The sequence below is a fragment of the Sphingobacterium sp. WOUb80 genome, assembly GCF_050058145.1.
Taxonomy (GTDB): Bacteria; Bacteroidota; Bacteroidia; order Sphingobacteriales; family Sphingobacteriaceae; genus Sphingobacterium.
The window spans coordinates 151,188-171,701 of sequence record NZ_CP165617.1 but is presented as its reverse complement, the minus strand read 5'-3'; the positions used below and the strand labels follow the sequence as shown (position 1 = coordinate 171,701).

Annotated in this window: 17 protein-coding genes; 10 read left to right on the top strand and 7 right to left on the bottom strand. The window is 42.4% G+C overall.

The features are described 5' to 3' along the window. Window positions 1-21: 21 nt before the first annotated feature. From AB1Z56_RS00755 to AB1Z56_RS00740, 4 genes are all read right to left on the bottom strand, one after another. On the bottom strand, window positions 22-501 hold the full coding sequence (locus tag AB1Z56_RS00755) for a hypothetical protein (protein ID WP_426790786.1): 480 nt from the start codon (window positions 499-501) through the stop codon (window positions 22-24). 5 nt (window positions 502-506) lie between these two features. Beyond that, window positions 507-764 carry an Imm32 family immunity protein gene (locus AB1Z56_RS00750; RefSeq protein ID WP_426790785.1) on the bottom strand — a complete coding sequence of 86 codons (258 nt, stop codon included), beginning with the start codon at window positions 762-764 and terminating at the stop codon, window positions 507-509. 130 nt (window positions 765-894) lie between these two features. Next, entirely contained in the window at window positions 895-2,661 is a 1,767-nt protein-coding gene (locus tag AB1Z56_RS00745) for a RagB/SusD family nutrient uptake outer membrane protein (protein ID WP_426790784.1), read from the bottom strand. A gap of 12 nt (window positions 2,662-2,673) precedes the next feature. Beyond that, a complete protein-coding gene (locus tag AB1Z56_RS00740) occupies window positions 2,674-5,910 on the bottom strand; it encodes a SusC/RagA family TonB-linked outer membrane protein (RefSeq protein ID WP_426790783.1) in 3,237 nt (1,078 codons plus the stop codon). Window positions 5,911-6,494: 584 nt separating this feature from the next. On the opposite strand from AB1Z56_RS00740, the gene AB1Z56_RS00735 reads away from it, so the two are divergent. The 10 genes from AB1Z56_RS00735 (at window position 6,495) to AB1Z56_RS00690 (ending at window position 18,163) form a co-directional block, all read left to right on the top strand. Next, window positions 6,495-7,130 (top strand): hydrolase, encoded by a 636-nt coding sequence (locus tag AB1Z56_RS00735; protein WP_075991584.1) that lies wholly within the window; start codon window positions 6,495-6,497, stop codon window positions 7,128-7,130. A gap of 38 nt (window positions 7,131-7,168) precedes the next feature. Further along, window positions 7,169-8,566 (top strand): alginate export family protein, encoded by a 1,398-nt coding sequence (locus AB1Z56_RS00730; protein ID WP_426790782.1) that lies wholly within the window; start codon window positions 7,169-7,171, stop codon window positions 8,564-8,566. Between the two features lie 4 nt (window positions 8,567-8,570). Next, a complete protein-coding gene (locus AB1Z56_RS00725) occupies window positions 8,571-9,335 on the top strand; it encodes a M17 family peptidase N-terminal domain-containing protein (protein WP_426790781.1) in 765 nt (254 codons plus the stop codon). A 12-nt stretch (window positions 9,336-9,347) separates the two neighbouring features. Further along, window positions 9,348-11,231 (top strand): amidohydrolase, encoded by a 1,884-nt coding sequence (locus AB1Z56_RS00720; RefSeq protein ID WP_426790780.1) that lies wholly within the window; start codon window positions 9,348-9,350, stop codon window positions 11,229-11,231. Between the two features lie 12 nt (window positions 11,232-11,243). Next, a complete protein-coding gene (locus AB1Z56_RS00715; RefSeq protein WP_426790779.1) occupies window positions 11,244-11,678 on the top strand; it encodes a DoxX family membrane protein in 435 nt (144 codons plus the stop codon). 4 nt (window positions 11,679-11,682) lie between these two features. Then, entirely contained in the window at window positions 11,683-12,156 is a 474-nt protein-coding gene (locus tag AB1Z56_RS00710) for a Dps family protein (RefSeq protein WP_426790778.1), read from the top strand. Between the two features lie 4 nt (window positions 12,157-12,160). Then, entirely contained in the window at window positions 12,161-12,826 is a 666-nt protein-coding gene (locus AB1Z56_RS00705; RefSeq protein ID WP_426790777.1) for a YoaK family protein, read from the top strand. 81 nt (window positions 12,827-12,907) lie between these two features. Beyond that, entirely contained in the window at window positions 12,908-15,130 is a 2,223-nt protein-coding gene (locus AB1Z56_RS00700) for a tetratricopeptide repeat-containing sensor histidine kinase (RefSeq protein ID WP_426790776.1), read from the top strand. A gap of 10 nt (window positions 15,131-15,140) precedes the next feature. Further along, the gene (locus AB1Z56_RS00695; protein WP_426790775.1) at window positions 15,141-16,517 is read left to right on the top strand and encodes a sigma-54-dependent transcriptional regulator; all 1,377 of its coding nucleotides are present in this window, start codon (window positions 15,141-15,143) and stop codon (window positions 16,515-16,517) included. A 23-nt stretch (window positions 16,518-16,540) separates the two neighbouring features. Then, complete coding sequence (locus AB1Z56_RS00690) at window positions 16,541-18,163, top strand: sigma-54 interaction domain-containing protein (RefSeq protein WP_426790774.1); 1,623 nt, start codon at window positions 16,541-16,543, stop codon at window positions 18,161-18,163. A 76-nt stretch (window positions 18,164-18,239) separates the two neighbouring features. Here the strand turns inward: AB1Z56_RS00690 and AB1Z56_RS00685 are convergent, their stop codons facing one another. The 3 genes from AB1Z56_RS00685 to AB1Z56_RS00675 all read right to left on the bottom strand — a co-directional run bounded on the left by AB1Z56_RS00685 (window position 18,240) and on the right by AB1Z56_RS00675 (window position 20,270). Next, complete coding sequence (locus AB1Z56_RS00685; protein ID WP_426790773.1) at window positions 18,240-19,061, bottom strand: alpha/beta fold hydrolase; 822 nt, start codon at window positions 19,059-19,061, stop codon at window positions 18,240-18,242. A 235-nt stretch (window positions 19,062-19,296) separates the two neighbouring features. Beyond that, the gene (locus AB1Z56_RS00680) at window positions 19,297-19,806 is read right to left on the bottom strand and encodes a DsbA family protein (protein WP_426790772.1); all 510 of its coding nucleotides are present in this window, start codon (window positions 19,804-19,806) and stop codon (window positions 19,297-19,299) included. A gap of 2 nt (window positions 19,807-19,808) precedes the next feature. Next, complete coding sequence (locus tag AB1Z56_RS00675) at window positions 19,809-20,270, bottom strand: redoxin domain-containing protein (RefSeq protein ID WP_426790771.1); 462 nt, start codon at window positions 20,268-20,270, stop codon at window positions 19,809-19,811. Window positions 20,271-20,514 lie beyond the last annotated feature (244 nt).

The following is a 20,514-nucleotide window of genomic DNA, read 5'->3' as shown; positions in this document are numbered from 1 at the left end:
TTTATAAGAAAAATATTGCAGTTATCGGGTTTCATGGTACTGTCTCAATATCTTTCCGCTTTTATTAAACTCCACATAAAACCCGTGCAAAAGAACCCGCATACGTTTAACCTGCCCATTCCGCTCGCCAAATTTACCGACGGCCTTTCTATCAGTAGCTCCAAAATCAAAATCCATATCAAGCAATAGCGGATATTTTTTGGTATTGACCAGCCCCACGCGATTGCTCCCTTTAATCCACCAGGTCAAATCATCATCACGATCCACGAAGTAGGTGGATATTGTCAGCGTATATATTTCCGCATTTCTATCCAAAGTCAGATAGACTCTCTCTTTGTCCTCATTCAGCTTGTATTTACTTAAATGCTGATCTACGATCTTCTCTACTGTCTCTGGAAATACATACAAAATTTCTTGAGCCGCTGCATTAGAGCTTATACCACAAACTATTAAAAATAATAGACCGGTCTTTAATAGCGTTATTCTCATTAAATTAAACATAATAGCTATCTTTTTTCCAAGATCAGAGAAATAGATTCTGGTCCCAGGGCGTTTGTTTCATCCAAATGGAAATGAGAACCCGTCGGTGCTTCATCCTGCGCAAGTATCAAAAGCTGTTTAGCAAGAGAAATAAGTCCCTGTTTGTTTGCACTAATTACGGCTTCACTATAAGTAACCTTAACCGCTATTTCGAATCCCGGCTCCCAGGAAGACTGTAGTCCTAACTCTTCGCTATAGACGGGTAAATTTATTTTTAAGTTCATACATCATGGCTTTGCTCCTTCTAAACTTAACTAAAATCAGTTAAATTTAAAAGACATCCTCCACTCCATATAAAAAGCCCCATGCAATGTTGCAAGGGGCTTTATCATTAGAGAACGGATCAAATAAGCATTATTTGATCCAACCCGGATTCTGTGTCAAATTACTGTTCAACACGATTGCTGCAGACGGAATTGGGTAAAGGTATTGCTTGTTGTTGTCATCCCAAGTACGCTTAACAGCTTTAAACCATTCCAGGTGATTGTCTGAAGTCATTGTCTGGAAATTGGTACTTTTACCCCCTATAGCCACCTTGGCTACTCCTGCAGGAACAGTTATCGAAGGCGCAGATTTACTGCCGTCATAAAAGACAACATCGGGTGTACCGTTATGATCGATATCGATCAATTTATCCAGCGCCGGAATATAGATACCTGTCCAAGGTAGATTGGCCATTAATGGTCCAAGTTTCCAGCGTTTCAAATCGTTGAAACGGAATCCTTCCAGGGCCAGCTCCACCTGTCTTTCCCGGCGGATTTCCAAAAGCACAGGACTGTTTACTTCAGGGAAGAATGTATTTTTCAGATAGCTATCAACTTTTGTCGGCAAGCTATTGATTCCACTACTTATCCCTGCCCTTACTCGCAGCGCTCCAATAGTTTTGGACCAGTCCGCATCGGTAATGGTACCGAGTTCCTGTTTCGCTTCGGCATAATTTAGCAACACCTCCGCATAACGCATTAGCGGCACCGCATTCGTATTGTACCCGCCGTTGTCATAATATGAATCATCCAATGTATACTTAATCGGCTGATAACCTGTATAGGTGAAACTCGCAAAATTTGGAGGTGCCGCCTGTCCGTTACGCGAGTAACCCGGTGTGCGGATCAACTGTGCAAGACGCAAGTCGCGATTTTGACATTCCTCATAGAACTCCTCCGTCTGAAAGTTGGGTCTATCCGTATAAGGGGTACCATCAACATTCAAAAAGGTATTGATAAAGGGTCTTACCAAACTCAGACGGGGGCCATAGGTAGCCGATGTCCACCACCAGTTCGCATCGTTCAGCAGCGCAAGATCTTTGCTAAAGGTTACCGCCAGCATAACCTCTTTGGTCACAGGTACATTGCTTGTAAACAGCATCCGCTGTGATGTTTTAGGGTCTGCAGAGATATTAAGCCCATAAGGACCATTTTCCATTAAAATCTTGCCAGCGTCTACCGCCATCTGGAAGAATACTTCCGGCTGTGTAGCCAAATTGAGCTTTTGGTATTTACGAAATGTTCCTTCGAACAGCGCGATTCGGGTCTTCAAACCAAGTGCTGTCCATTTATTAACCGTACTACCGTCGCCCGCCGTATTTGTGATATTGGCGTAAGCAAAGTCCAGATCTTCCATGATGTGCTTCATGACCACTTCGCGCGAATCCCGTGGTGCTTTGAGGATATCCGTTTCATCAACAGCCAAAGGGTGATCTACCCAAGGCACATCGCCAAAACGAACTACTTTCTCATAATAGAACCAAGCTCTGAAAAAGCGAGCTAAGCCGATATAATTATTTTTGATGGCATCGCTCAATTTGGGACTATTACATTTAGCGATCAATTGGTTGATATTACGCAGGGTAGTCCAGGACCACCCCGAACTGATCTCAGCACTGTAAGCGCCGCCGACCATAAAATCATTGAGGCTATTTACAGCCGAATAGTCAGCCATAGCGTCACCTTTATAAGCGTCACTACCAGAGGTAATATTCCGATAGAACGAGTTGCTGTAATTTTTTAATCCACTTTCACTCCCGAAGATATCCTCCTCGGTGGCACCTGCCTTCGGCAGCTCGTTTAGTTCACAGGAGGAAAACAAAAGCGCAACAATAGGTATATAAAATAATTTTTTCATGATAATAAAAAACTATAAGCCAATAGATAAATTAAAACTAACACTCTTCATAATCGGATAGTTAAATCCGTCGCCAGAACCCGTTCCGATCTCCGGATCAGATTTGCCCAGATTACCTACATCGAGATCCTTCGTTTTTTTGTAAAGAGGCGACCAGGTCCATAAGTTCTCGCCCGAGAGTCCAGCCCGAAGACTACTGATTTTTAACCTGTTGGTTACAGATTTAGGAAAACTGTATCCGATCTGTATATTTTTCATCCGTATATAGGCAACGTTCTGCAGGTATCTTGTCTGTGGCGTTGTTTTAATAGATTCATTGTACCCAGCATAGCGAGGAAAATAACCGTTTGGATTGTCTTCCGTCCAATAATTGTTGAGGTGCCATTCCGGCAAGTTGTTGTAAGGTCGATTGTATTGTCCCCAAAAAATAGATTCATTGCTCGGGTACCAATTCTGCTTACCCACCCCCTGGAAGAAAGACGAGAAATAAATACCTTGCCAATCCAGATTAAGGTTAAAACTGTAGATATATCGTGGATCGGCATTACCGATTACAGTTCTGTCACCATGGCTATAAATCGTATTATTTCCATAATCGATTACACCATCACCATTTAGATCTGCAAAACGTACGTCACCTGGATATATTGTACCATTGTTTGACGATTTGATCAATTTTTGTTTTGCGGCACCATCAATCTCCGCCTGATTCTGAAATAAACCTTGCGTTACATAGCCCCATATTTCGCCGATTCGCTGACCTTCATAATACGATCCATCTTTGATTAAACCCTCCTTATTTTCATAACGGTCTATATTGGATCTATAATCAGCCAAAGTACCCCTTACGGACCAATTGAAAGGACTACCGTTCAGATCGAATCTATCCTTATAAGTCAGGCTCACTTCAAAACCTTTTGTGGTCATGTCAGCATAGTTTCCTTTCGGCGACTCCGCACCAAAGATGTCAGGCAAAGCTACACCTAAGGTATACATATTTAAGGTCTTGCGTTGATAGATATCGCCCGTAAAAGTCAGTTTTCCATTTAAAGACGATAGATCAAGACCTAAGTTTGCCGTGCGCGCTGTTTCCCAAGTTAAGTTATCCGGGATCACCTTAGGCACCGAGGTATATGCCGGCTTCTGTCCGTTCAATACCCGATCCATAATCTTGATCTCGTAAATATCCAAATAGGAATACGGATCGACATTACCATTACCCAATGAGCCATAGGACGCTCTTAGCTTCAGATCAGAAAGTGCTCTTTTGTCCACCTGGAAGAATGGCTCTTCAGAAATACGCCAGCCCACGGATGCGGAAGGGAACAGTCCCCATCGTTGGTTTGTCGGAAATTTGGACGAACCATCGTAGCGGCCATTGAATTCAAAAAGGTAACGGTCCTTGAAAATATAATTGGCACGCATAAATACCCCGACATTACGGTACTTGTTATATCCCGCTGTCGCTGTGGTATTCTGCCCTACTGCCAGGTTGATATTTTCTACGTCATCATTAAGCAGACCGGTTTTGGTGATATAAGTTGAATTATACGTACGCTGTTCATAATTGTATCCGAGCAAACCTTTAAAATAATGATCGCCTATTGTGCGTTCATATTCACTGTAGAGATTTCCAAACAAGTAACGGTAGCGTTGGTCTACTTGATAAATATTGTCATTCATACTTGTTTCCAACCGCAACATTTTTCCCTCCTGTGTGCTATATGGAACAGGCACACGGACTCTTACCGAATTAAAATCGCGATTTCTAAAAGTCAGATCCCCTTTAACGCGGAACGTATTGTTGAAAAACTTAGTCTCGAAAGAAGTTGTATTGCGGAGATCCTGATTAGCCGTATTCGTACCATTCTTACCATAGATAAAATCCCCTACTGTATAGGCTGCAGAGAAGCTCATAGATCCATCAGGGTTAAAGATCGGCGAAGAAGGGTGTCCCTCATCGGCAATATTGCGCCAGATATTTCCACCTTCACCAGCAGTCGATGGGTCTCTGTATTTAGCATAATTAAAATCGATATTATTGCTTATCCGTAACCAGTCGGTCACCTGAAGTCCCGCTTTTGCACGTGTATTATAGGTCTTATATTTATCACTGTTGTAGCGGTACAGGCCATTGTAGTCGTAAGCACGTCCAGAAATATAGTAATCCATTTTTTCTGAATTACCACTGATGGACAGATTATGATCCTGGACAAACGTATTATCCTTGATCAACGTACCGTAATAATCTTCATTACCGTAGTATACATAATTACCCTTATCGTCGACAGTGACCTGTTCGGTAATGCCCTGTTCTTTTCTTCTCTTAAATTCTTCCAGCCAATCTGTTGTAAAGATCTGTGTCTTGTTGAGCTTGCTCGGAATCGAAGAATAATTATTCCAGGCATTATAGGCTGTAAAGAAATGCGAAGCATATTCATAACCATCTGTCACGAATTTGGGCAATGTTACAGGTTTTTGGAAAGAGCCACTTCCAGAATAATTGATCGAAGTTTTTCCGGACTTGGCACGTTTCGTTGTGACCAAAACTACCCCGAAGGTACCGCGGGAGCCGTAAATCGCAGATGAAGCCGCATCCTTGAGTGTAGTTACACTTTCAATATCATTGGGATTGATTGCCGAAAGATCACCCTCGACACCATCGATAAGCACAAGTGCACTTCCACCCTGACCAATGGAAGTTGTCCCACGGATATTGAAACTTGGTGCCCGATTGGGCTTACCATCTGCTGGGGTTACATTCAAGTTAGGAATGACCCCTTGGAGCATCTGGCTTGCATTACCCAGTACGCGTCCCTCAAAAGCTTCTGATCCCACTTGGTCTACTGCACCGGTAAGATTCACTTTTTTCTGCGTACCATAACCGACCACCACAACTTCCTCCAGTTCGGTATCTTTGGATTCCATGATGATATCGATCTGCCCTCCCGTCACGCTGACGATCTTTTCACTATAGCCTATCCCTGTCAATTTGAGTCTTTGCCCTATAGTGGCTTCAATCGTGAACTGACCCGCTACATTCGTTGAGGTTGTTTTTTGGCTGGTTAAATTGGTAATGGTAACTCCGGACAAGGTTGTTCCGTTTTTGTCTTTTACCACTCCTTTCACGGTAGATTGAACTGCAATACTATGCACCTCTTGATTCAATTTGACATAATCACGCTCTACATTAGCCCAAGTGGGGTATGAGAGACCCAATGCCATACTGATTAGTAATGTTTTTTGCATTTTTAGTCTGGTTTAGAATTTTGCATCAAAGTTGATGCTTTGACTTGGTTTATAATTTACCGTAATGTTAACAAATATTTAATTAATATCAACAACATTACTACCTAAACAGGTTTAGCATACCATTAAATAATTAAAATTTATCTTTTAGATAACATAAATCATAAAAACAAGTCTTGAGACACCTAAAAGTTAATCTATTCAATTCAAAAACCTAAAGTCCCATTTTTCAGAATCTAGAAATACGTTAATTGACCGCGAAGGGATTCCGCAATATCCATTGTTTAGTACATTTTTTCTTTCCCCTTTTTTCTTGAACTAGTTCAATGAACAGCAAAATTAACCCGCCTAAATTTGGGTATACAACAAATGCTTTGGGCATCTCTAAAGGATAACAGCAGCTCCAAAGCGGTGAATAGATCATTGACTTATCAGATTATTTTAATACGAAAAACAAATTGACGATATACCGTCAGTTTTAAAAACCGACAAAAAACCATAGAAAACTAAAAATCAAAACAATAAGAAAAAAGGTAAAAGATTTGAATCTCTACAATTAACAAACAACAATAAAATACATATTTATGAAACCATCACTAGAACTATTGTCGCCAAGCAACCATGCATTGGTATTGATCGACTTCGAAGGTCAAATGGCATTTGCCACAAAAAGCATTACTATGGAAGAACTCCGTAATAATGTCGCCGTAATCTGTGGAGCTTCCAAGATTTTCAATGTACCGACCATCGTAACCACAGTCGCGGAAGAAAGCTTTTCAGGTCCTGTTTTTCCGGAAATTGAAACATATTATCCACAAGCCAGTACAGATTATATCGACCGAACCAGTATGAATACCTGGGAAGATGAGGCCGCTTACCAAGCTATAACAGGCACAGGTAAGAAAAAATTGGTACTGGCAGGCCTATGGACAGGTGTATGTATCGTTGGACCAGCCTTATCTGCATTAGCGGAGGGATATGAAGTTTATGTTATTGCCGATGCCTGTGGTGATGTAAGTCAAGAGGCACATGAGCGTGCCATGCAACGAATGATTCATATGGGTGTAAAACCGATCACTGCTGTACAATACCTTCTGGAATTACAACGCGACTGGGCCCGTCAGGAAACCTACGTAGCTGTAACAGATCTCATGAAAAAACATGGTGGCAGCTATGGCTTAGGGATTCATTACGCCCACAATATGCTAAAACACGGCTAATTCAATTGTAACAAAATATTCATTCAAAATCGTACCTCGTGCAACAGCAACAGACCATATTCAACTATATCCTTCAAGCGGTGGTCGTATTGTCGATACTCATCCTATTTCCGCATTTTTCCAAGGCTCAAACCTACAAATTAATGCGTTTCGAGGAAGATTACAGCGCTCTCGCAGACAGTACACGTCATGGGTATCAAAAGCTCAAATATAGCCCTTTAACTGCTGATGGTAAATTATGGCTTTCGATGGGTGGCGAGGCACGGTTGGAATATGTCGATTTTCGCAATGAGGACTGGGGACGCGTAAAGCTTGGGCATAACAACTTTCTACTGCAACGTTATAGCCTTCACGCCGATCTACATTTCGGGACGCGTCTCCGTCTTTTCACTCAACTTCGCTCAGCCCTGCAGCATGGCCGCAAAAATGGATCACGCCAGATCGATGAAGACCAATTGAATGTACAGAACCTATTTATAGATGGAACGCTGTTCAAACAAAATAATAAATCAGTATTGATTCGACTTGGCAGGCAGGAGCTTGACTATGGCTCCGGCCGCTTAATCTCCGTAGGTGAAGGCCCAAATGCCAGAAGATATTTCACTGGAGCAAAACTAGCTTACAGCAGCAGCAAAGTGAATATTGAAACATTTGCCATGATGGCAGATACCATTAGACCGGGCATATTTGACAACAAACCATCCAAACAGGTCAACCTGTGGGGAGCTTACGGTAAATTTATTATTCCTCAACAGGCCAATCTCGACTTATATTACATCGGCATCTATCGCGACCGTTCGGTTTTCGAGGAGGGTATAGCACAAGAAACCCGCCATACTGTAGGAACCCGGATCTGGAAATATGGCGGTGGATTTATTTATAACCTTGAAGGGGCTTATCAATTTGGATCTTTTGGCCAAGGTAAGATATCAGCATGGACTGCTTCCGTCGATATCGGCTACCTCTTTGAAAATACGCTTCTCAAACCATCCATCAATCTACGCAACGACTATATTTCAGGGGACAAAAAGGCTGGAGATGGCAATCTACAGACTTTCAACCCCATTTACCCCAAAGGCGGATACTTCGGTTTTAGTCCGCAGATCGGTCCCGTCAACTTGATTGACATTCACCCTTATGTCACGCTAGACCTTCTTTCCAAACTCAAGATGCAGGTTGACGTGGTTTTCAACTGGCGGCATACCTTACAAGACGGTTTATACAGGCCAAGCGGATCTTTTAACCTGCCTGGATCTGCTTCGCATAAACGCTATATCGGCACTGCTTATCTAGCCAACTTTACCTATGCCGCCAATAAGCAACTGTCGATGGTAACAGGTATTCAATATTTCAAAACCGGCGCCTTTATTGAAGACATCATTAGCACACCAAAAAATGGAATTTTCTTCAATAGCAGGATCGCCTTTAAATTCTAAAATCATGAAAACAATAAAGAGACTCTTTCAAAAGAAAACATGTCAATGTTTACTGATCGCGTTGCTTGGCACCCTAGCAATCAATCCGATACAATCCTATGCACAAGTAACAGCGGCAGCTCCTATTAAAACCACAGCGATAGGCACAAGTACCATCTGGGGCAATGTCGATGGGCTTGCTATTGAAGGCCTCGTTCAAGGTCCCTCGGCAGCCACAAGTGATCTGCAGGTAGCCTGTGTATTTGAATATACCGAGGGCGATATCTTTATCTCCCCGCCGGCATTGCCTGCCGCATTGAATGGTCTTGTACATTTAGATGAAGCTTTACACGGTACGTTAACTGAAATACGTAAAACAGGAAAATTTAAGGGGCATGCACTCGAAACCATCCTCTTAACTCCAAGCCAAAAGGGTACACTCGCAAGTAAAAAACTGTTGTTGATTGGGCTTGGCAAACGGGAGGACTTTCATGCTGAACTGATGAAGGATGTAGCCCATGTTGCCATGCGTGAAGCGCTTAGATTAGGTGTCAACGATTTTAGTTTTGCGAGTGATCTCAAAGATGCAGGTGTGGATTCGCCGACTGCTCTGGTCGCAGAGAATGTTGTTCTCGGTTGTATAGATGCCTTCAGAACCCAAAAATGGTTGGGCGAAAAAAATATGGATCAACAACCGGTATTAAACAAGATCACGTTATTAGCCGGACCGGCATTCTTTGAAACTGCTGGCGAAGGTATCAAAAATGCGATTTCTTCCTTAAACAATTAAACAAACCAGATTATGAAAGCAGACCTTATTCTATATAACGGAAAAATAACCCATTTCGGCCACAACCAGGAATCTGTTACCGCTGTAGCGATCCAAGATGGTAAATTTGTTGCAATCGGTTCGGACAGCGATGTACTTAAGCTTGCCAGCACAAAGACAAAATTGATTGACCTTGGTGGTAAACGTGCTGTACCGGGCATCAACGATTCGCATATCCATCTGATCCGTGGTGGACTCAATTATAATCTTGAATTGCGCTGGGATGGTGTTCCATCATTGGCCGATGCGCTACGTATGCTCAAAGAGCAAGTTGACCGTACGCCACATCCTCAATGGGTTCGCGTAGTGGGCGGTTGGTCTGAGTTTCAATTTGCCGAACGTCGTATGCCAACTTTGGCTGAGATCAATACCATTGCGCCCGATACCCCAGTTTTTATCCTTCATCTCTATGACCGCGCACTGCTAAATGCTGCTGCACTGCGTGCCGTAGGTTACACCAAAGACACACCTGCTCCCCCAGGCGGAACCATTGAACGGGACAACCATGGTAATCCCACAGGATTGCTGATTGCATCGCCCAATGCCATGATCCTATATTCAACCTTGGCAAAAGGACCTACACTTCCCTACGAAGAGCAGGTTAATTCGACCCGACACTTCATGAAGGAACTCAATCGCTTTGGAATTACCAGCGTCATCGATGCAGGTGGTGGTTTTCAGAACTACCCCGACGACTACAAAGTCATCCGTGATTTACATAGCGAGGACCAGCTTACGGTTCGTATCGCCTACAACCTCTTTACACAAAAGCCCAAGCACGAATACGAAGATTTCCAGCAATGGATAGACAGCGTTCCTCTCCACCAAGGCGACGACATGTACCGCCACAATGGCGCTGGTGAAATGCTTGTTTTTTCGGCAGCAGATTTTGAGGATTTTCTACAGCCTAGACCTGATCTCAGTGAAAATATGGAAGCCGAACTCGAAAAAGTTGTTCGCTTACTCGTGAGTAACCGATGGCCATTCAGATTACATGCCACATACAACGAAAGTATTAGCCGCTTTTTGGATGTATTTGAGAAAGTCAACCGCGACATTCCGTTTGACGGATTGGCCTGGATTTTTGACCACGCCGAAACAATAGACGAACGTAATATTGAACGAACCAAAGCGCTAGGTGGTGGTATTGCCATCCAAAGCCGCATGGCCTATCAAGGTGAATATTTTGCAGATCGATATGGCACTACTGCGGCCGAACAAACACCTCCTGTCAAAAAAATGCTGTCCATGGAAGTTCCTGTAGGAGGTGGATCCGATGCAACCCGCGTGAGCAGCTACAATCCTTGGGTGTCCATGTACTGGCTTACCGCAGGAAAAACTGTTGGTGGACTCCAAATATACCAAGATAGCAAGCTTGACCGCATGACAGCGCTACAGCTCTACACCAAAGGCAGTGCTTGGTTTTCACAAGAACAACAAAAAAAGGGAGATATTGCTGTGGGGATGCTAGCTGATTTAACGGTACTTAACAATGACTACTTTACGGTAGAAGATGAAGCTATTAAGGAGATCGAATCCGAACTTACTGTCGTAGCGGGCAAAATTGTCTATGCGGAAGGTGATTTCAGTTCCTTCTCCCCCCCACCGATCCCCATTCTACCCGATTGGTCACCTACAAAAAGCTACGGCGGTTATTATAGCGTTTCGAAAACAGCTCAAAAAAGCAGTACAATTACATCAACAGCTCAAAGTAGCATTGTAAATTCCATCCATCTTTGTAGCGGCAGCTGTCAGGTACATGCACACGATCACAATCAAGCCCGAATGAGTAACATCGCGCTAAACAATTACACCGCATTCTGGGGAGCCCTAGGCTGTTCATGTTTTGCATTTTAAGACACTGGAAAGATGGAAATACTTCAAAAACTTTTTTACACAGATCTGGGAAATACAGTCAACAATGGAGCTATACTGATCTTTCGGATCTTGTTAGCCTGGGAACTGCTGACCGTGCACGGGCTCAAAAAAATTCAGAAAGGCCCACAGGCTGAACCTGAACATATCCCAAATCCTTTGCAGCTACCCGAAAAACTCAATGCCGCAGTAGCCCAGTTTGCAGACACCATTGTTCCTTTTTTTATTGCGCTTGGCTTACTTGGAAGGTTAGCGCTATTACCGACAATAGGAGTCACCGCAGTTGGCTATTTTGTCGTACACCGCCACGATTCACGCGAAGTACGCGATATTCCGTTTATGTACACGCTATGCCTTTTGCTCCTCTTGCTCACGGGCCCAGGAACTTATTCAATCGATCATTACATCTATCAACTACTCACAAAATAAACATATGAAACCCCATATCGGAATACACGAAAATCATCTAGCTGAATCAGCACACATTCTTTCTAAACTCTTAGCCGATGAATACCTACTCTATACGAAAACGAGGAATGCACATTGGAACATTGAAGGAGCCGATTTTTACAACAAACATCTCTTTTTTGAAGCGCAGTATAACGAACTCGATGAGCTGATTGACAGTCTTGCTGAGCGCATCCGCAGCCTAGGGCATTATGCACCTGCCAGCTTAAATCAGTTTTTGGCGCTGACACAGTTAAGCGAACAGAAAAGGTCAGGCAATGATAGTGCTGGCTACCTTAAAGAATTGTTAATGGACCACGAAAGCATTATTGTTTCATTGCGCGAAAACATCGACCATTTTGCCATAGCACTGAAGGACATTGGAACAAGCGACTTCGCAACAGGACTTCTAGAAACTCACGAAAAAATGGCTTGGATGTTACGCGCGCATTTATCATAAAACCATGGAAAATCAAAACAAAGCACATATAACGACACTTGTCCTCACCCTTGTCGGGGGGTATTGTGACACTGTTACCTTTGTCGCAGCTGACAAAATATTCTCGGCGCATGTGACCGGTAACTTTATCGTCTTCGCCTATCAGCTTATCAATGGCGGAGATATCACGGCCTGGATCAAATTAGCAACCTTCCCTGTATTTGTCACGGCAGTGATGGCAGGCGGATGGCTTACCTCACGCTCCCATAAAAAAAATACCGTACTCTTTGTCGAAGCCCTATTACTTGTCATTGCAGGTTTGCTGGCTATTGTTCTTCCAGTAGAGGCTTCCAAAACCGTGATGTATAGTCTGGTTATGCTCGTCGTATTCGCTTTGGGAATGCAAAATGCATTCGGAAAACTATTTGCCAAAGCAACTCACGGACCAACAACCATGATGACCGGAAATGTGACCCAAGCATCTTTAGACCTCTGTGTACTAATCGCCAATAAATTTAAAAATCCAGACACCAACGTCAGCTTTGGGAAGCAGCTGATCACCTTATCAGGTTTTTTCATCGGATGTTTGGCAGGAGCCTATTTTGGTAAGCAACTTGGATTAACTTCTATTATATTTGCAGGTATAGCGATGCTCCTCTGTTATTTCCTTTCGAAGGACAAGGATCAATAATTAGGATAAAAGCATAAAGCAAATAGAGCAAGCTACTGGTAGAAAGATAGCTTGCTCTATCTTATAACGTAAGTCACCTTAATGAGAATCTATCTAATACTTAGCTTTTTTATCCTTTCGATCATTAACACATTCGGTCAGGACAACACGACTATCCATCGTCTGCTAGACAGCATATCCCATGAAAAGGATACCGGACAGAAAGCTCGTATGCTTTATGAAACCGCTAAATGTTATCTGGAAAAACCAGGCGAATCAAAAAAAGACCTAGACAGTGCCATATGGCTTAATGGGACATCCCAAAAACTACATCTTTCAGTCAACCTTAAAACCGAAGCTGCGCTAAATATGCTTTTGGATGCCCGTATACAAGAGGAAATGGGTAAACCTGACCTTGCAAAAAGCCAGAAAAAGGCTAGTTTACTTTTTGCAAACGCCCATCAGCTTGCTAAAGCCTCGGCCATGATTTACCTGTCTATGGCTAACGACATCAAAGATGTGGACTTTCATCAAAAGACCAGCTTATTCAAGCAAGCGTTAGAACAAGCCAAAAAGACAAGTGATAAATCACTTGAGCCCAAAATCCTGATGGAACAATCCAGCTTCCTTTCCAATTATGGAGACTATAAAGGTGCCATAGAAACTGCTCATCGAGCCGCTGTATTAAAAAAACAGACTGGTGATAAAAATATCAGCCAGGAGCTTGTGTCCGTTGCCGGTAATCTCCGGATGCTCTTGCGCCTCAAAGAAGCTTTAAAATATGCACTCGAAGCCCGTCGGGTAGTGGAAAACGAAAACACAACGACAACCAAAGATGATTTAGCTGCAGTGTACAATATTGTGGGATTGATCTATTATGATCTCAAATCCAATAAAGAAGCCCTAGAAAATTACCAAAAGGCATTTGAAATCGCCAAAAGTCAAGGTGACAGATATGGAATCCATACGATCACACTCAATTTAGCGACGATTCTATCCCGTCTCAATCGCGTTTCAGATGCACTGAATCTGCTTGATAATGTCACCAAAGATTACGCGTCCGATATCTATTCCATACGCTATGCCTATCTGTATACCATGTTATACACCAGAAATAAAAACACAAAAAAAGCATACCCCTATTATCAGGAACTCTTAACCTATTACAAGACTGGAAATATCACTGGGCAGGAAAGGCATATCATGATGATTGGAATCACTAGCTATCTTTTTGCCGATGGACAGATCAAACAGATGTATCCTTACCTCGAAGAAATAGAGCGATCAATGACCAAAGAAAGCAGTCTGCTCCGTGCCTCCGAATTGCGCAAACTCTATTATCTCGCCGACTCCGCCCGCGGTGATTTTAAATCCGCATTCAAAAACTTGGCGGCTTTCAAGACGATCAGCGATTCCATCAACAGTGTAGAACGAGCCAAAGAGCTTACCGCCTTACAATTAGATTATGATACCGAAAAAAAAGACCATGATATTGTCCTTCTCAAGCAAAAAGGTCAACTACAAAAATCACTACTTGAACGAGAGGCTATTATACGAAACGTGTTCATAGGTAGCTTAGCCGTTCTGTTGATTTTCGCAGGCTTTTTGTACATCCAAAATGCCATAAAAAAAAGAAATAATGAAAAACTAACGCTTAAACAGGAAGAAATAAATGCCCAGAATGAAAAGCTAAAACAGCTGATCGCTGAAAAAGAATGGCTACTAAAAGAAATTCATCATCGCGTCAAAAACAACATGCAGATTATTATCAGTCTGCTCAATACACAATCGGCTTATCTTGAAAACGAAGACGCCATCAGCGCAATTCAAAATAGTCAAAATCGAATGCATGCGATGTCTCTGATCCATCAAAAACTATATCAAACAGACAACCTCTCTCGCATTGACATGAAATGGTATATCCAGGAACTGACCGAATATCTCAAAGATAGCTTTCAATCCGAAAAATCAGTTAAATTTGAGATTCAGGTAGATCCAATTACACTGGATGTTGCCCAGGCTGTCCCAGTTGGGCTTATTCTCAATGAAGCAATCAATAATGCAATCAAGCATGCTTTTGCTCAAAGGAAGGGAACTGTTTTTATCAACTTCAGGCGAATCAAAGCTACACCTTACGATCTCTTGCTTAGCATTGCCGACAATGGTATCGGAATACAGAAAGATCTTAGCAGTAGTGATAGTGACTCTTTCGGCATGAATCTCATGCAAGGCCTAACTTCCCAGCTTGACGGGGAATTTAAATTGACATCTGACCAAGGTGTTTTCATTACTATTCAATTTTCACAGAAAGAAGGCGAAATTTAAGACGAATTTTATGCAAAAAGGAAACAAGATCTTAATTGTAGAAGACGAATTTATCGTCGCTAATGATCTCAGGATGATCCTCAAAAAAAATGGTTATGAGGTCGTTGGTATAGCGTCTTCTGTGTCGCAGGCCAAGACAATTATCGCGACAACAAAACCGAATTGGGTACTACTCGATATCCTATTAAAGGGAAGTGAAACAGGCATAGACCTCGCTATTGAACTGAACAAGCTGGAGCTACCATTCCTATTTATATCGGCCAATACCAACCAAGGCATTTTAGAATCGGTGAAAGAAACAAGGCCCTATGGTTTTTTGACAAAACCATTTCGCGAAAAGGATCTTTTCATTATGCTCGATATTGCCAACGAAAGGCTCAATTCGGAAAACAAAGCCGAGGAACCAAAAATTGAATCCATTGAAAACAGAAGCTTAAAAAATCAGCTAATCGGCTCAAGCCCAGCTCTTAACGAGGTACTTTCACAGGTCGAATTGGTTGCTCCTACAGACACCTCCGTCTTGCTACTCGGCGAAAGCGGCACAGGTAAAGAAAAGATTGCGCAGTCATTACATCAGCTATCGTTGCGCAAGCAGCAACCTTTGGTTGTAGTCAATTGTGCTGCCATACCATTATCCCTTATGGAGTCTGAGTTATTTGGTCATGAAAAAGGAGCCTTTACAGGGGCACAAAATAGAAGAATTGGTAAATTTGAACTTGCCGACGGGGGAACCATCTTTTTAGACGAAATTGGTGAATTACCGTTAGAAGCGCAGACTAAATTACTGCGTGTGCTTCAGGAACAAGAAATCGACCGTGTAGGTGGAGAGCTGCCGGTCAAGATCAATGTCCGTATTATAGCCGCGACTAACCGCAACCTCGAACAGGAGGTCGCCCTAGGCCACTTTAGACTGGACCTATATTATCGGCTCAACATCTTCCCAATTGCCATTCCGCCACTTCGAGAGCGAACTGGAGATATTGAGGTGCTGGCCAATTATTTTCTAGCCTTTTACGCCATTAAACTTCAGAAAAACGTAACAGCCTTTTCTGCTCATGCACTTGCCAATATGCAAGCTTATCCATGGCCGGGCAATATTCGGGAGATGCAGCATCTTATTGAAAGAACCGTTCTGCTTGCAAAAGACCCTGTCATCAACGACATGGTATTTACTGAATACCTGGAAAGTAAACTCAAAATATCAGATTTTTCATCTCAAAGATTAGCATCCCTTGAAGAAATTGAACGAGAGCATATTTTGCGTGTACTTGAATCCTGTAAGGGCAAAATTTCCGGTCCAGGTGGAGCAACAGAAATCTTACAGATCAGTTCATCCAGTCTATATAGCAAAATGAAAAAATTCGGAATTAAATCCGACTTTTATTGATAATAAGATAGCAAATGACCATCATGCAGCATACACCGGTAGGATCAGACTCACAAGCGATTTATAATCGCATCCAGCAACGCGAAATAGAGCAGCTTGCTCAAATTGCTATTCAGCAGAAAATGGCACCTATTCATACCCTAGCCGCATTGGATTTACTCCAAAACGAAATCCAAATCTTTTTGGGACAAAATTGGCTTTCGCTATTTATTGCGGATAATCGGGAAGTTAATTATAGCCTCCTTTTTCAATCCAAAAATAAGGCAAAAACTAGCAAGAATGAATTACGTAGCTGTAAAGACACATTCTTTAAAGAATGTATCCTTTCCGCTGAACCCACTCTATTCCGAGCCAGCGTGATTTTAAAAGCCGATAAATCCTTTCCGACAAACTTTGTCCACGCCATTCAAGAGGGAAATAAGGCAATTGTATCCAAAGCTTTTCGTGTACATGACCACTATTGGGCGATCTTAAGTCTAGGCTACAAAAGGCTGGAACATATCGATCCTCAGCTTGAGTATCGGATAAAAAACTTTATCCCACAGCTCGGTATCAGCGTCGGCAATATTCTGATGCACGAACGGTTGACACATGCCGCTTTAACAAACATGACCAGCTGCCTAGCGCAGCCCAATGCACAGCCTCAGGAACTTCAGCAGAACGAGAGTTATGGAAAGAAATCAGAGGCCTCAGAGCCACAGATGATTGGCGAGAGTGACCTGATACAAGCCATAAAATCGCAGCTCAAAACAGTAGCACACTCAGAAATGAACCTGCTTATTCAAGGTGAAAGCGGAACTGGCAAAGAAGTAGCAACCCAAATTGTACATCATTTTTCACTCAGATCGGCTCGTCCCCTAATAAAAGTCAACTGCGCGGCTATTGCGCCCACATTGATCGAGAGTGAACTTTTTGGACATGAAAAAGGTAGTTTCAGCGGTGCTGTAAAACGTAAAATCGGCAAGTTCGAACAAGCCCACGGCGGAACACTTTTTTTGGACGAGATTGGCGATCTCCCTTTTACCCTCCAGGCAAAACTTCTCCGTGTGTTGCAAGAAAAAGAAATTGAGCGCGTGGGCGGAAACAAAAATATCCCTATCAATGTCCGTATAATATGTGCCACACACAAGGACTTACAAGCCGAAGTGAGGGCCGGCAAATTTCGATCCGACCTATATTACCGAATCAGTGCATTTCCGGTTACCATCCCATCCCTTCGTGAACGACGGGAAGACATTCCTCATTTAATCCAGCACTTTCTCTTAAAACATGCCGGAAAAAAACCACCTAAGCAAATGAGTAAAAAGGTATTGCAACGCCTCCTTTTACATTCCTGGCCTGGCAATATTCGCGAACTTGAACATGTTATTGCACGTTCGATTTTATTGACGGAAGATTCAACTATAAAAAAAATCGCACTATTGGCTGACGCTGATTTTGTAGGAGAAAGTAAGGTTCCGGATTTCCGTTTACAAACCTTGGCAAACTTTGAAAAAGAATATATTCTTTGGGTATTGCACAACTGTAAAGCGCGTATTTCTGGCCCCAATGGAGCGGCGACGATACTCGGTATTCCGGCCACAACGCTTCAATCTAAAATGAAAAAGCTGGGCATTGGCAAGAAGTTTTCTTACCCCAAAGAATAAAACAAAAAAAGCCATCCCTATTCATGGAAATGGCTTATACAACTATTTAAAAACTATTTTTAGATCAATAGAAATCTTATTTCTGGATAAAATTCAAAATATCCTTATTGATGGTCTCCGCTTCTGTAGTAGGCATTCCATGCGGATAGCCAGGATAGGTAATTAAAGTGCCATTTTGCACCAACTTAGCAGCTCTTCTACCCGTTATATCAATCGGTACGATCTGATCATCTTCACCATGCAATACTAAGACAGGAATCTCGACTTTTTTAAGTTCTTCCGTAAAATCAGTTTCAGAGAAAGCTTTTATACAATCATAGTGAGCCTTAATACCACCCATCATTCCTTGCCGCCACCAGTTGTCCATCACGCCTTGCTGTACATTTGCTCCATCGCGGTTATAGCCATAAAAAGCGAGGGTAAAATCCTGAAAATACTGTTGTCTACGTGTTGCAGTATTCAATCTTATTTCGTCAAAGACCTCCATAGGTACGCCATCGGGGTTTGTTGCACTCTTAGCCATTGTGGGGGTAACCGCACTGATCAATACAGCTTTTGACACCCTAGAAGTACCATGATTGGTTATGTAGCGAACAACCTCGCCGCCACCTGTTGAGTGTCCAATATGGATGGCATCTTTTAAATCCAATGCTTCTACCAATTGTGCAATATCCGACGCATAGGTATCCATCTCATTTCCTGTCGCCGTCTGTGTCGAGCGACCATGACCCCGGCGATCGTGTGCGATCACACGGTACCCTTTTTTGAGGAAGTACATCAGCTGCGCGTCCCAATCGTCGCTAGATAGAGGCCAACCATGATGAAATACGATCGGTTGCCCTGTTCCCCAGTCTTTGTAATAAATTTCTGTTCCGTCTTGAACTTTGAATGTTGCCATGATGATTAGTTTAAGAATTTTATTATTTACATGATATGTTGATTGGATTGCAATTCATAATCCAATCAACGCATACAACTGTATTTAAGTATATTATAAAATAAAAGGTAAATTTATAAACAACGATATTTCGTTATTTATACAACACATTCATTCTTTTCTTACGATAGGTTCTATTTTCCTGCAAAAGGCTTCTCGTCGTGTGCGCACCTGTTTTTAAATAGTAATCATATATTCAGTTTTCACCTAATATTTGAACCAGATCTTCCGCGCCACCGTCAAATTTCTGTCCGTTGACAAAAAATGTCGGTGTTCCATTAACGCCACTCAGCATACCACTTTCAAAATCGCCATCCACACGGTCCTGTAACGCCTCGTCCTGCAAATCAGATTTGAACTTCGACATATCCAAATCCAGTTGCTCAGCGATATCCAACAGCAACCTCGAACTCAGCAAGTTCTGGTTTTCGAAAATGGCATCATGCATCTCCCAAAATTTTCCCTGCAGTGCTGCCGCTTCCGCTGCCAATGCTGCGGGTTGAGCATAAGGATGCATTTCCAAAAGTGGAAAATTGCGGAATACAAACCTGATCTGGCTTCCCAGTTCGGCCATCATTTCTTTTATTATTGGATGGGCAGCGCCGCAATGTGGACATTGATAATCTCCATATTCAACAATGGTCAGATCGGCCTGGCCATTTCCCAGTATATGGTCAGCATTGCTGACCTTCGGTTTCAATGACATAATTATTTTAATTTAAGATTCTCCAATGCTTCGATAATACCGTCTGCACCTGGATTGACCGCCGTCGGAGACAGATAACTCCAAGCAATAACTCCTTCCTTATCAATCACAAAGAGCGCGCGCTTGCACTCACCTTCTTCTTCATCATAAACACCATATTTTTTGGCGACCTCTCCTTTAGCTTCAAAATCGGCTAGCAGTGGAAAATGTAGTTTTCGGGACTGAGCGAACGCCATATGACACCATTTGCTGTCAACGGAAATACCCATAATTTCGGCATCATATTTCTTAAAATACTTGAGCATTTCATTATATAGTGCCATCTGATCGCTGCATACCGGACTCCAATCTGCAGGGTAAAATGCCAATATCACTTTATGTCCCTTGAATTCTGATAAGCTAATTTTTTGATCGGGGGTCGCATACAAGGTAAAATCAGGGGCAACATCATTTTTTTGTAACATACTAATATCTTTAAAGTGTAAGCAATATTGGCATTCCAGTCCGCCCATTTATATATTTACAAATAGATCTGTACCACCATAATATAAAGGTGTGAACAGTCAAATTTGTTTTATTTAGTTTCAGGTTTGATAAAGATCTGACTTTCCGGAAGTCCCTCAAGGAATGAATTTCCGATCCAAAAATTATTTTAAGGTATCGCCCTGATACAGCATAAATTTCTTAGATTCAGGATTTCTCGAAAAG

What these genes read in the sequence shown, in the direction of transcription:
- AB1Z56_RS00720 (WP_426790780.1), top strand. Translation starts at nt 9,348, where the DNA reads ATGAAAGCAGACCTTATTCTATATAACGGAAAAATAACCCATTTCGGC.
- AB1Z56_RS00735 (WP_075991584.1), top strand. Translation starts at nt 6,495, where the DNA reads ATGAAACCATCACTAGAACTATTGTCGCCAAGCAACCATGCATTGGTA.
- AB1Z56_RS00700 (WP_426790776.1), top strand. Translation starts at nt 12,908, where the DNA reads ATGAGAATCTATCTAATACTTAGCTTTTTTATCCTTTCGATCATTAAC.
- AB1Z56_RS00750 (WP_426790785.1), bottom strand. Translation starts at nt 764, where the DNA reads ATGAACTTAAAAATAAATTTACCCGTCTATAGCGAAGAGTTAGGACTA.
- AB1Z56_RS00715 (WP_426790779.1), top strand. Translation starts at nt 11,244, where the DNA reads ATGGAAATACTTCAAAAACTTTTTTACACAGATCTGGGAAATACAGTC.
- AB1Z56_RS00680 (WP_426790772.1), bottom strand. Translation starts at nt 19,806, where the DNA reads ATGTCATTGAAACCGAAGGTCAGCAATGCTGACCATATACTGGGAAAT.
- AB1Z56_RS00755 (WP_426790786.1), bottom strand. Translation starts at nt 501, where the DNA reads ATGTTTAATTTAATGAGAATAACGCTATTAAAGACCGGTCTATTATTT.
- AB1Z56_RS00705 (WP_426790777.1), top strand. Translation starts at nt 12,161, where the DNA reads ATGGAAAATCAAAACAAAGCACATATAACGACACTTGTCCTCACCCTT.
- AB1Z56_RS00685 (WP_426790773.1), bottom strand. Translation starts at nt 19,061, where the DNA reads ATGGCAACATTCAAAGTTCAAGACGGAACAGAAATTTATTACAAAGAC.
- AB1Z56_RS00675 (WP_426790771.1), bottom strand. Translation starts at nt 20,270, where the DNA reads ATGTTACAAAAAAATGATGTTGCCCCTGATTTTACCTTGTATGCGACC.
- AB1Z56_RS00745 (WP_426790784.1), bottom strand. Translation starts at nt 2,661, where the DNA reads ATGAAAAAATTATTTTATATACCTATTGTTGCGCTTTTGTTTTCCTCC.
- AB1Z56_RS00690 (WP_426790774.1), top strand. Translation starts at nt 16,541, where the DNA reads ATGCAGCATACACCGGTAGGATCAGACTCACAAGCGATTTATAATCGC.
- AB1Z56_RS00710 (WP_426790778.1), top strand. Translation starts at nt 11,683, where the DNA reads ATGAAACCCCATATCGGAATACACGAAAATCATCTAGCTGAATCAGCA.
- AB1Z56_RS00695 (WP_426790775.1), top strand. Translation starts at nt 15,141, where the DNA reads ATGCAAAAAGGAAACAAGATCTTAATTGTAGAAGACGAATTTATCGTC.
- AB1Z56_RS00725 (WP_426790781.1), top strand. Translation starts at nt 8,571, where the DNA reads ATGAAAACAATAAAGAGACTCTTTCAAAAGAAAACATGTCAATGTTTA.
- AB1Z56_RS00740 (WP_426790783.1), bottom strand. Translation starts at nt 5,910, where the DNA reads ATGCAAAAAACATTACTAATCAGTATGGCATTGGGTCTCTCATACCCC.